Source organism: Pseudoalteromonas sp. S408 (assembly GCF_005886645.1).
Lineage (GTDB): Bacteria > Pseudomonadota > Gammaproteobacteria > Enterobacterales > Alteromonadaceae > Pseudoalteromonas.
In genome coordinates this window covers 16,095-28,691 of sequence record NZ_PNDY01000003.1, presented here as the reverse complement: position 1 = coordinate 28,691, position 12,597 = coordinate 16,095, and the positions used below count along the sequence as shown (strand labels likewise).

At 39.9% G+C, this 12,597-nt stretch carries 10 protein-coding genes; 7 read left to right on the top strand and 3 right to left on the bottom strand.

What is annotated here, in order from left to right; translation table 11 throughout:
- Positions 1-87: 87 nt before the first annotated feature.
- Both CWB62_RS03640 and pabB read right to left on the bottom strand, forming a co-directional pair.
- Positions 88-663: an NUDIX hydrolase gene (locus CWB62_RS03640; protein ID WP_138530873.1), complete on the bottom strand. Its 576-nt coding sequence runs from the start codon at positions 661-663 to the stop codon at positions 88-90.
- A 2-nt stretch (positions 664-665) separates the two neighbouring features.
- Positions 666-2,015: an aminodeoxychorismate synthase component I gene (gene pabB / locus CWB62_RS03635; protein ID WP_138530856.1), complete on the bottom strand. Its 1,350-nt coding sequence runs from the start codon at positions 2,013-2,015 to the stop codon at positions 666-668.
- A 169-nt stretch (positions 2,016-2,184) separates the two neighbouring features.
- On the opposite strand from pabB, the gene CWB62_RS03630 reads away from it, so the two are divergent.
- The 5 genes from CWB62_RS03630 to CWB62_RS03610 all read left to right on the top strand — a co-directional run bounded on the left by CWB62_RS03630 (position 2,185) and on the right by CWB62_RS03610 (position 10,157).
- On the top strand, positions 2,185-3,711 hold the full coding sequence (locus CWB62_RS03630; protein WP_006792366.1) for a fumarate hydratase: 1,527 nt from the start codon (positions 2,185-2,187) through the stop codon (positions 3,709-3,711).
- 424 nt (positions 3,712-4,135) lie between these two features.
- Positions 4,136-5,176 (top strand): Leu/Phe/Val dehydrogenase, encoded by a 1,041-nt coding sequence (locus CWB62_RS03625; RefSeq protein WP_138530858.1) that lies wholly within the window; start codon positions 4,136-4,138, stop codon positions 5,174-5,176.
- Between the two features lie 128 nt (positions 5,177-5,304).
- A complete protein-coding gene (locus tag CWB62_RS03620; protein WP_138530875.1) occupies positions 5,305-5,943 on the top strand; it encodes a CatA-like O-acetyltransferase in 639 nt (212 codons plus the stop codon).
- A gap of 104 nt (positions 5,944-6,047) precedes the next feature.
- The gene (locus CWB62_RS03615) at positions 6,048-6,872 is read left to right on the top strand and encodes a M90 family metallopeptidase (RefSeq protein WP_138530860.1); all 825 of its coding nucleotides are present in this window, start codon (positions 6,048-6,050) and stop codon (positions 6,870-6,872) included.
- 99 nt (positions 6,873-6,971) lie between these two features.
- On the top strand, positions 6,972-10,157 hold the full coding sequence (locus CWB62_RS03610) for an amidohydrolase family protein (protein WP_138530862.1): 3,186 nt from the start codon (positions 6,972-6,974) through the stop codon (positions 10,155-10,157).
- 279 nt (positions 10,158-10,436) lie between these two features.
- Here the strand turns inward: CWB62_RS03610 and CWB62_RS03605 are convergent, their stop codons facing one another.
- Positions 10,437-10,805: a hypothetical protein gene (locus CWB62_RS03605; protein ID WP_138530864.1), complete on the bottom strand. Its 369-nt coding sequence runs from the start codon at positions 10,803-10,805 to the stop codon at positions 10,437-10,439.
- A gap of 150 nt (positions 10,806-10,955) precedes the next feature.
- Between CWB62_RS03605 and CWB62_RS03600 the strand changes: the two genes are divergently transcribed.
- Together CWB62_RS03600 and CWB62_RS03595 are read left to right on the top strand one after the other, a co-directional pair.
- Complete coding sequence (locus CWB62_RS03600; RefSeq protein WP_138530866.1) at positions 10,956-11,708, top strand: Nif3-like dinuclear metal center hexameric protein; 753 nt, start codon at positions 10,956-10,958, stop codon at positions 11,706-11,708.
- A 243-nt stretch (positions 11,709-11,951) separates the two neighbouring features.
- Positions 11,952-12,530, top strand: a complete 579-nt coding sequence (locus CWB62_RS03595) for a DedA family protein (protein ID WP_138530869.1) — start codon at positions 11,952-11,954, stop codon at positions 12,528-12,530.
- Positions 12,531-12,597: the final 67 nt, after the last annotated feature.

Sequence of the window (12,597 nt, the reverse complement as noted above, 5' to 3'; positions counted from 1 at the left end):
ATTAATTTACTCAGCCCGAGGCTGCTCTTTGAACGGTCGAGCATAATAACGCGGAATTGTTAGCATGTAACTATTATTAACGAAGATTTAAACTGGTAAGGCGAGTTGTTTTGTAAAGTTTTTTATAATGCTAGCGGTTGCTCCCCATAGTAACCCGTGGGGGGTAACAAATCCTTGCAGGATAATTTCTTTACCAAAACGTTGAAATGGCAAAGGTTGCCAGTTAGCTTCATTACTTAACTCACCTACAGAAAGTAAAAAGCTGGCTTGCACTTCATTATGATCGTTTATCCACTGCGTATTTTTATTCAAAACACATACGTAGGGACGAATACTAAACCCAGTCAAAGTAGCGTACTCTGGTAAATTGCCAAGGATATTGACATCTTTTTGCGCAATGTTTAATTCTTCTTTCAATTCACGTAGTGCCGTTGTGCGAAGAGTTTTGTCATTCGCTTCAAACTTACCACCGGGTAAGCAAATCTCACCTGGGTGATGATGTAGATAGGTAGGGCGCTTACACAGTAAAATATGTGCATGCCCGGCTACATCAATAATAGGCAGCATAACAGCACTGGCACGTTTATTTCGAGCATCTTTTATTTGATTTGGCGCAGCTGTTGGGCTTAATTGAAAACGTGTTTTAATGAAGTCGCTATTCAAGATCACCAACTCTCTAATAAAGGTAGAATTTTATTTACTTTATCGTATGTCTCTTGGTATTCCAATTCGACTTTAGAATCAGCCACGATTCCGCCGCCTGCCCAACAGTATATATGCTGCTCATAACAAACTAAGGTACGAATAGTAATACTGGTATCCATATTACCGCAGGCACTTAAGTAACCAATAGAGCCACAGTAAACACTGCGTTGGTGGGGTTCTAGCTCCTCTATAATTTCCATAGCGCGTATTTTGGGTGCCCCTGTAATGGATCCCCCAGGAAAAGCGGCTTCGAGTTGATCAACGGCTGTTTTATTCATATCAAGTTCGGCGGTTACTGTACTTACTAAATGATGCACGGCCGGAAAACTTTCAATTGCAAATAAAGAAGGCACTTTTACACTGCCAGGTTTGGCAACTTTACCTAAGTCGTTACGAAGTAAATCTACAATCATCACGTTTTCTGCGCGGTCTTTGGGTGATTTTGCAAGTTTTAACGCTTGTGCATTATCTTCGCGAGCGTCTGCTTTACGTGCAAGTGTCCCTTTTATTGGTTTAGTTTCTACAATATTGTCTTGAATTGATATAAAACGTTCAGGCGAAATAGACAAAATAGCGCCTGCAGGATGATTAATAAAGCTTGAAAAAGGCGCTTTATTAGCCTCGCGCAATTTAACATACGCTGACCAAGGGTTACCGCTATATTGGGCTTTAAAGCGCTGCGCTAAATTAATTTGATAGCAATCACCGCTTTTTAAATAGTCTTCAATTACTGCAAACTTTTTGGCGTATTGGGCTTGGCTCATATTAGAAAGCCAATCAGACGTTAACTCAAACTTTGCATCATTAGGAGTCGATGCTAGATAGTGTTCGTAAAGCGAGAGTCTCTCAACATCAGGTTGTGAAACATAAAACCAAGTATTTTGCTGTCTATCAAAAATAAGGGCATCTAAATAAAGGCCTACGGCCATTTGCGGTAAGTTTATATCTTGCTCTGCTATGGTTGGCATTTTTTCAATTGTACGACCCAAGTCGTAGCCAAAATAACCTAGCCAGCCGCCGTTAAACGGCAAATCAAAAGGAGCTTTTGTGGCACTCAGTGTGCGCAAATGGATATTCATTATTTCAAAGCAGGTTAGCTCACTTGGTTCACCATTGAAGAACGTTTTGTTGTCGCTCACTTCAAGCAATTGAGCAGGTTCTATAGCAATTATGTCATAGCGACTATTTACATGGTCGCTATCAGCTGAATCGAGCAGTATGGCATGAGGCAGATGAGAAAAATGCGAAAATACATCAATACAGTTTTGTGTTATTGATAATTTTACACAATTATTTTTATTGTTTAGCATTTACTACCCCTATAAGAACTGGCTCCAAACGGGCTGGGAGGGTATCATAAGTCAAATTTTTTTGGCAGCGTTTAGTATAAAATCAACGTTGTAATTAAAACAGTACAAACCGCCGTCACCGGTTTGGTATAGATTACGCTTAAGCGTAAAGCTAACTTAAGGAACCATTATGAGTACAATCCGTCAGCAAGACTTTATTGATAGCATTGAAGATGCATTGCAATATATTTCGTTCTACCACCCACTTGATTTTGTTCAAGCCTTAGAAAAAGCTTATAACAAAGAACAAAGCAAAGCTGCTAAAGATGCCATTGCCCAAATTTTAATCAACTCGCGCATGTCGGCTGAAGGCAAGCGTCCGCTTTGTCAAGATACAGGTATTATTACGTGTTTTGTAAAGGTGGGTATGGATGTTAAGTGGGATAAAACAGACTTAACAGTTCAACAAATGGTTGATGAAGGTACTCGTCGTGCGTATTTGAATCCAGATAACCCGCTTCGTGCTTCTATTGTTGCAGATCCTGCTGGTACTCGTAAAAACACCAAAGATAATACACCTTCAGTTGTTCACATCGACTTGGTTGCTGGTGGCGAAGTAGAGGTCATGGTTGCAGCAAAAGGCGGTGGCTCTGAAAACAAAAGTAAAATGGTTATGCTGAATCCATCAGACGATGTAGCCGCATGGGTTGAAAAAACATTGCCTACAATGGGTGCTGGTTGGTGCCCGCCAGGCATGCTGGGTATAGGTATTGGTGGCACAGCAGAAAAAGCAGCCGTAATGGCTAAAGAGTCATTGATGGATCCTGTTGATATCCACGAGCTTATGGAGCGTGGAGCAGAAACGACAGAAGAAAAGCTGCGCCTAGAAATATTTGAACGTGCAAATAAACTCGGTATTGGTGCACAAGGTTTAGGTGGTTTAACAACGGTTGTTGACATAAAAATTAAAACCGCACCAACGCATGCTGCATCAAAACCAGTGGTTATGATCCCTAACTGTGCGGCAACGCGTCATGTGCACTTTACTTTAGATGGGTCGGGTCCTGCTGACTTAAAAGCGCCAAAGCTTGAAGATTGGCCTGAAGTCACGTTTGAAGTAGGCGAAGGCACACGTCGTGTTAATTTAGATACGCTGACGAAAGATGATGTTCAAGAGTGGAAAATGGGCGAAACCGTTTTGCTGTCAGGTACTATTTTAACGGGCCGAGATGCAGCACACAAACGCTTGCAAGATATGATCAATTCAGGTGAAGGTTTACCTGAAGGTGTAGATTTTGATAATAAATTTATCTACTACGTAGGCCCAGTTGACGCTGTGGGTGACGAAGCAGTAGGCCCTGCTGGCCCAACTACAGCAACACGTATGGATAAATTTACAGATATGATGCTAGAAAAAACCGGCATTGTTGGCATGATTGGTAAAGCTGAGCGCGGTCCTGCAACGGTTGAATCAATCAAGGAGCATAAATCAGTTTACCTTATGGCAGTAGGTGGTGCAGCGTACTTAGTTTCCAAAGCAATTAAAAAAGCGCGTGTAGTTGCGTTTGAAGATTTAGGTATGGAAGCTATTTACGAGTTTGAAGTAGAAGATATGCCGGTCACGGTTGCTGTAGATAGCGAAGGTGCAAATGCGCATACGCAAGGTCCAGCAATTTGGAAAGCTAAAATTGCCGAACTGGATAGCAAATTAAAGTAGTTGTTATCATAGTTTACAAAGCGAGCCATGTGCTCGCTTTTTTATTTTAAATCAACAGGTAATGACTAAAAACAGATCTTACCAGTTGTGCGTTAACTGTTTAGCTAAATTAAAAGCAATGTATAACAATAGTTTACGTGTTAATAATGGGTGTATTAAAAACTTTACGAATAAATTCGTGATGACGCGAACGTAAACGTAAAGGGTAGGGTGTAGTGTTTTTTTAGTTTTAACGTGTGGTTTTATAATTTATTTTGAATTTTTTATTTGTTAATTTGTTATATTTTAACTATTTAATTTAAGCACTTGGTGTTTGTTAGCTTTATCATCTTGACATGTGGCGAACACTATCTTGAAGTGATAAAGTCTCCACAATTTCCAGCGCGTACACCCTCTCACGGGTCAATTTTTCGGAGTATTTTTAGTGGCTGTGTTTAATCAAGTTGAATTTGATAATCATGAACAAGTAGTTTTTTGTTCGGACAAAGAGTCAGGTTTAAAAGCAATTATTGCTGTGCATAGTACCAAGTTGGGTCCTGCCGTTGGTGGATGTAGAATGTGGGATTACGCTGAAGATGAAGATGCAGTTTATGATGTTTTGCGCTTATCACAAGGCATGACATACAAAAATGCAGTGGCGCGACTTCCTTTTGGTGGGGGGAAATCTGTAATTATTGGTAACGCCAAAGAAATTAAATCAGAACAACTTTTTCGTGCTTTTGGTCGCCAATTAGAGCGTTTAAACGGTAGTTATTACTCAGCAGAAGACGTCAATATTACGTGTGCCGACGTTGCTTTAATGAACAAAGAAACAAATTACGTACTTGGTCTTGAAGGCAAAAGCGGAAATCCATCTCCCTTTACTGCATACGGCACTTTTTTAGGTATTAAAGCTGCGCTACAGCATCAACGCGGTCACCAAGATTTCTCGGGTATAAAAGTAGCAGTACAAGGTTTAGGGGCTGTTGCTTATGGTTTGTGTAAGCACTTAGCCAATGCAGGGGCGCAGTTGTTTGTAACCGATATAAATCAGGTTGCAATTGATCGTGTTGTTAACGATTTTGGCGCAACAGCTGTTGGTATTGATGACATTTATGACCTAGACGTAGACGTTTATGCGCCCTGTGCATTAGGCGCAACCATAAACGATGATACTATACCGCGTATTAAAGCAACCATTATTGCTGGTTGTGCTAATAATCAGTTAGCCCAATCTCGTCATGGTGAAATTATACGTGAAAAAGGCATTTTGTATGCGCCAGATTACGTTATAAACGCAGGTGGTATTATTAATGTTTATTACGAAACTGCGCCAGAAGGTTATACTGTTGAGGCTTCTAATAAACACGTTGAGGGTATTTTTAATACACTAACAGAGATTTTTGCACGCAGCGAAAAAGAGCAAAAGTCGACGCATTTAATAGCAGATGAACTTGCTCAAGAAATTATAGAAAAAGGACTTTAAATTTAATCCTGCAAAAAAAGAGGGACGCAACTGCGTCCTTCTTTTTGTTATTAATGCTATTTTTATGAAACAACGGTACACTTTATTTTTAATTAAGTGTGGTACGTATAATGACGTTAACTTCGAATATGCAGCCTATAGACCTTGATAGCTGGCCTCGTAAACAACACTTTGAGTTATTCAAAAACTTCACCCAGCCTTACTTTAATGTGTGTGTTCAACTAGATGCAAAAACACTCTTTAGCTATTGTAAAGCGCAGCGCATTTCATTTTTTCAGGCTTATGTTTATTGCACATTAAAAGCATGCCATGCGTACGAACCGATAATGTTGCGCATTATTAAACAAACACCCTGGTTACTTACGAGCACTCGCGCAAGTGTTGTAGAGCTTGATGAGGAAGAGTGTTTTATATTTAGTTACTTTGACTACATGGACTCTTTTAAAGAGTTTTCAGCCCATAGCGAAAAAGTAAGCAAACAAGCTAAGTCAAACCCGCTATTTAGCGACGCATTTGCAAACACAGAAGGGCAGGCTGATTTAATTCATATATCTGTTTTACCTTGGCTAAATTTTAGCGCTTTTTCACATGCATTTAGCGAAGGGCAAAGTTTAGGGATCCCTAAGTTTGTATTTGGCCAGTACAATAAACACAGTGGCACGATGCCACTTGCTATTGATGTGCATCATTCTCTAATGGACGGCCTGCACGTCGCTCGCTTTATTAAAATATTACAAACTGAAATTGATAGTTTTAAGTGTCTTTAGGGTTGGTAATATAAGCGCTAAGAATCGTTAAATTTATTATGTCTGTTGAAAACCCATAGCATTGGACCTATTTATAGAAACATAAGCAGGCTTAAGGTGTTGCCATGATAAATGGATTGTTAATTAGCGTTTTGGTGTTGTTTGTGGTGATATTTTGGCAATGGCCTTCTATTCAAGCCTACCTTTGGCGCAATAAGTATCAACGTATGGGTTTAAGCTCTCAGCAAAAAGATATTTTACTGCGCTGTATGCCTATCTACCGAAAAATGACCGATGCTGACAGAGCCAAACTTGAGCGACATATTGTTTGGTTTTTAAATGAAAAACGTTTTGTTGGCTGCGATGGATTAAAACTCACACCTGCGATGAAACTTATTGTAGCTGCTGATGCCTGTGTGCTCGTGCTCAATAAGCCGTGGCCACTTTATACCAATGTAAAAGAAATATTATTGTACCCAAGTGCTTACTACGCACCACAAACCACGCGTGATAGTGCCGGTTTAGTTAGCTATCATAATACGGTGAGGCAAGGTGAATCTTGGCCAGGAGGTACGCTAGTATTAAGCTGGCATGATGTACTTGAAGGAAGCCGTTTACCCAGTGATGGGCACAACTTAGTGTTTCATGAATTCGCTCATCAGTTAGATCAGGAAACAGGTAAAACAACCGGTACGCCACTTTTAAAAAGCTCGGCTGATTATAAAGAGTGGGGCAGAGTATTTAGTCGTGCCTTTACGCAGTTAAAAAGTCATGTAGCGTATAGCATGCCTCATGTTATTCATAGCTATGGCGCCACAAACGAGGCCGAATTTTTTGCTGTGATCACCGAAACTTTTATCGAAAAACCCGCAGAGTTGCGACGCTACGATCCAGAAATTTATAGACTGCTGGTTAACTACTACCAATTTGATCCTATTTCTTGGCATTAAACGTAATAAACTGCGCTTTATCAAATAACGCTGGTAACTTTTGGTTGTTTTTGTTGCAATCGGTTAAAACACACAGCAACAATAATAAGTGAGAAAGTTATGAAGAAATTGCTGCATACGGCGTTGGCTTTGTCAGTGTCATTAGCCCTTGGGCAAGTACATGCTGAATCGACCGATAAAAAAGATGAAAAAAAATGGCAAGTAGATTCTCCTAAAGGGCAATTTGTTGACGCTAAAATTAGCGTAGAGCAAGGCACATGGATGAATATTGATATCAGCCCAGATGGAAAAACCATTGTGTTTGATTTACTTGGTGATATATACACAATGCCAATGAGTGGCGGTACTGCTAAACAATTAACTTCAGATATAGCATGGCAAATGCAGCCTCGCTTTAGTCCCGACGGTAAACACATTGCGTTTACTTCAGATCAAGGTGGCGGCGACAATATTTGGGTTATGGATTTAAACGGTGAAAACCAAAGTGCAGTAACTAACGAAACGTTTAGACTATTAAACAGCCCAGCATGGAGCCCCGATGGTGATTTTTTAGTTGCCCGTAAACACTTTACGGCAAGTCGTTCTCTCGGTGCTGGTGAAGTATGGCTATACCATAAAGCGGGTGGTAAAGGCATTCAACTCACTAAGCGCGAGAACGATCAAAAAGACTTAGGTGAGCCAATGTTTTCACCTGATGGGCGTTATGTGTATTTTTCTCATGATGCTACACCGGGTAAAACATTTCACTATTCAAAAGATTCTGTAGCGGGTATTTATAAAATTAAACGCTATGACCGAGAAGCAGGTGAAATAGAAACAATTATTGACGGTATGGGCGGCGCAATTAGACCAACCCCGTCACCTGACGGAAAAACGCTTGCTTATATTAAGCGGGACGACTTTCAAACTAGTTTGTATCTTTATGATTTAACTACAGGTGAGCATACTCAGCTTTACAATAAGCTCGAGCGCGATATGCAAGAAACATGGGCAATTCACGGTGTTTATCCAACCATTGCCTGGACACCCGATAATAAAGAATTGGTATTTTGGGCAGGCGGTAAAATTCAATCCATTGACGTGACAAACAAATCAGTCAGCCCAATTGCATTTAAAGTAGAAACCACTAAAAAAATTCAACCAGCACTTCGTTTTACTCAAAATTTAGACACTGATGAATTTGACGTAAAAATGCTGCGTAATGTACAAGTAAGCCCCGACGGTGAGACCGCTATTTTCGAAGCGTTAGGTTATATTTATAAACGCGATTTAGAATCTGGAAAAATTAAGCGCTTAACAAAACAAACGGATCATTTCGAATTATTTCCGCAGTATTCTCGCGATGGTAAAAAAATAGTTTACACCACGTGGAACGATGAAAAGCAAGGCCAAGTTCGTGTTGTATCTTCTCGCAGTGGTCGAGGCGACACGATTACACAAGAGCCTGGCAAGTATCTAGAGCCAACGTTTAGCCCTAATGGTAATAAGGTTGTTTATCGCAAAGCCAGCGGTGGCAGTATTTTAAATCCTAAATGGTCATTAAACCCGGGTGTTTACAGTGTTAGCGCAAAAGGGGGCAAAAGTGAATTAATTTCAAAAAGTGGATACCAACCACAATTTGGAGCTAATAATGAGCGTGTTTATTTAATGAGCCCATGGCCAAAGCCTTCGTTAAGTGTTGTTGAGTTAGAAAGTAAAAAAGTATCAAAACTTTATGAATCTGAGCATGCCACTGAATTTAGAGTGTCGCCAGATGGGCAATACCTCGCTTTTGCTGAGCGATTTAAAGTGTATGTAACCCCATTAGTTGAAAGCGGAAAAGCTATAAATATTGGGCCTAAAGACAGTAAATTCCCGATAGAGCAGTTATCTGTTCGTGCTGGTGAAAGTATTAGCTGGAGTACCGATAGCAGCAAACTTTATTGGTCATTAGGCCCTGAGCTTTACCATGCGAGTTTAAATGGTGTGTTTGCGATTAACAGTAAAAGCGATGCTGATTTTAAAGTAAAGAGTGGCGAAAACATCGGTTTTAGTAAAAAAATGAATAAGCCAAAAGGCATGTTCGCTTTAACTGGCGGTAAAATTATTACTATGGATGGTGACAAAGTCATTGAAAATGGTGTAATAATTACTGATGGCAAGCATATAAAAGCCGTAGGCTCAGCCTCTGAGATAAACATACCTAAAGATGCTGAAGTAGTTGATGTTACTGGCAAAACTATTATGCCGGGTATTGTTGATGCCCATGCTCATGGTTCTCAAGGTAGCAGTGAGATAATTCCTCAGCAAAACTGGAAGAACTTTGCAGGTTTAGCCTTAGGTGTTACCACTATTCACGACCCTTCAAACGACACCACTGAAATATTTACTGCCAGTGAAATGCAAAAAGCAGGGATGATTGTTGGTCCGCGTATTTTTTCTACGGGTACTATTTTGTATGGGGCGAATATGCCGGGTTATACCTCGCATATTGATTCTTTAGAAGATGCTAAATTTCACTTAGAACGTTTAAAGAAAGTAGGTGCGTTTAGTGTTAAATCATACAATCAACCCCGTCGTGAGCAGCGACAACAAGTAGTTGAAGCAGGCCGTGAACTTGAAATGATGGTCGTGCCAGAAGGCGGCTCGTTATTACAGCACAATTTGAGTATGGTTGTTGATGGACACACAGGTATTGAACATTCAATTCCTGTAGAAAACATATACGATGATATTAAACAACTATGGTCGCAAAGTGATGTGGGCTATACACCAACGCTTGTTGTTGCCTATGGTGGCATATGGGGTGAAAACTATTGGTATGATAAAACTGACGTGTGGAACCATCCACGTTTAAGTAAATTTGTACCTAAAAATCAGCTGTTACCGCGTTCTATGCGTCGTGTTAAAGCACCCGATCACCACTACAATCATTTTAACAACGCACGTGTGTCGGCTGAGCTACAAGACTTAGGTGTATTAGTTAACTTGGGTGCTCACGGCCAACGTGAAGGGTTAGGTGCACACTGGGAGATGTGGATGTTTGCCCAAGGAGGTATGACGCCTCTTGAGGCCATACGCGCATCAACACTCGATCCAGCTAAATATTTAGGCCTGAATAAAGACATAGGTTCACTTGAAGTAGGTAAACTGGCTGACTTAATGGTAATTGATGGCGATCCGCTAATTGATATTCGCAGCTCTGATAAAGTCGAGTATACAATGATTAATGGTCGTTTATTTAATGCAGAAACGATGAATGAAGTCGGTAAAAAAGCACGCCAACCGCTTTATTTTGAAAAGTAACAACTCAAATTAACTTTGTTGAAAAGCGGCTTTAATGCCGCTTTTTTATTTTATGGATTATACCAATCTGTAATAATACTTTATCATTTTGCGGTGCTAAGCGTGTCATTACCTGCGTGAAAATTCTCATTTAAAGCAAGTGAATAGCAAATTTCTCGTTGCTATTAACACGTTTTTTCAGCCTCAAAATAGATCATTTAATTAAGCGAAATTAGTATTGCAAAGAGCAGGCATAAAAAAACCGCTTAACGCGGTTTCTTTTAAAATCATTAATGTTGATTAAACAACACCGCGCGGTAGGCGACAGTCATGATCTTTACGCGCTAGGATTACAATCCACAATTCTTCAGCGGTGTAACCTTCTTCACTTTGTGTAACAACAGTGAACGGCGCTTTTTTCTGAGCAGTAACAGGCGCAGCTTTTTTGGTTTTAGTTTTTTTAGCGGGCGCTTTGTCAGCAGCTGTCGGTGTGGCTTTACCACTGCTTAATTCTTTAGTTAGCTCAGCTACGTCAGCTAGGCGTAAGTTTTTTCCGCCATCGATGCTGTACCAGCCTGGTTTAGTTGTAATTTCAGGTTTTTTACCATTGGCAGCTTCATACGCTGCTTCAAAGGCAGATAGTACTTCTGTTTTGTCTAGTTTGCTCATCAGAGACCCTATACGTTGTGAACACAGATAAAGAGAAGGTATTTATACCTATTTTGAATCAGTTTTTCAATTTTTTGCGATTTTCCTTCCATTTTTAAGCAATAAACGCCAAAATTTGCACAAAATTCAGTGCAAAGTAAGGTTACACATATGCAACGTCAAGAATTTAACCAGTTATTAAATGATATTTTAAAGCCTCATAGTATTAAAGATTTTTGCCCAAATGGGCTACAAGTCGAGGGTAAAAATGAAATTAAAAAAATTGTTACCGGAGTGACAGCAAGCCAAGCTTTAATTGACGCTGCAATTGATGAACAAGCAGACGCTGTTTTGGTTCATCATGGTTATTTTTGGAAAGGTGAGTCTCAGCCTATTACCGGAATGAAAAAGCGAAGAATAGGCGCTTTATTGGCTAACGACATTAATTTATTTGCGTATCATCTTCCTTTAGATATTCACCCAGAGATTGGTAATAACGCGCAACTTGCAAAATTATTAGATATTGAAATACAAACAGGCCTTGAACCTGTGGCTAACAGTGTTGCAATGAAAGGATACCTTAAAACACCACTCAACGGAGATGAATTTGCAGCTAAAATAGCTAAGGTGCTTAACCGAGCACCACTGACTAGCTTAGTTCGCACAAGTAAAATACACACCATTGCGCTGTGTACTGGTGGTGGCCAAGGTTATATTGATTTAGCTGCTGAGCAAGGTATTGATGCATATTTAACAGGTGAAGCGTCAGAGCAAACTATTCATAGTTCACGAGAACAAAATATTGATTTTTTTGCAGCAGGGCATCATGCAACTGAGCGCTACGGTATCAAAGCACTGGGTGAGCTGCTTGCCAAGGAGTACGGTTTTGAAGTGAGTTTTATTGATATTGATAACCCTGTGTAAACTAAAACAAGAATGGTTCAATAGTTTGCTAGTGCTGTTCTAGCAAACTCTATCTATTTTTTTAAAACTGGTGTGAGTAGAGCCTCGACGCTGTTTCGGCTTTACACATACGTTATTTGAACATCGGCCAATTAAATGGCTCTGTTATAAGTTAAGCTGTTTTACTCCTAATAACGATCTTTTAAATTACCCAATTCGTTATATATCACTGGTTTTATAAAAAATGACTTTATAAGGATAATAATGGAAGGGGTTTTGGCTCTACTCGAGCAGTACGGCTTATTTGTTTATCTGTTACTCTTTGGCTATTGTGCATTGAAAAGTGGCTGGCTGCCTTTATTTGCAGGCTACGCTGCTCACACAGGTGCGCTTGATATTAATTTAGTTATTGTAGCTACTTTTATGGGCGGCTACGTGGGTGATGAAATACGGTTTGCCCTAGCAAGAGCCTACGGTACTTCATGGCTAGAAAAACCAAACAAAATAGGTCAGCTATTTAAAACAGCAAGCGCGCTCGCAAATCGTTATGGCCTGGCTTACATATTTTTATACCGATACCCCAAAGGTTTGCGCACAATAGGGGCACACCCGATAGGGTTAACCAACATATCTTGGCGCCTATTTAGCACCTTAAATGCCTGTTCAGCTTTTTTATGGGTCACTATTTTAGTCGGTGGAGGGTATACTTTTGGAGCAGCTTTTGAGTCTTTAGGTGTAGAGAACTTAACTGCGCTGAGTATATTGCTGCTAGGCGTGTTTTTAGTCGTATTTTATCGGCTTTGGACTAAACACTCATTAGTAAGCACTGCAAAAGTGAAATAACGTTAGTGTTTGAAAATAAATCTAGCTAAGACGTTACTCACATAATTACTGTATTGATATTTGAGTT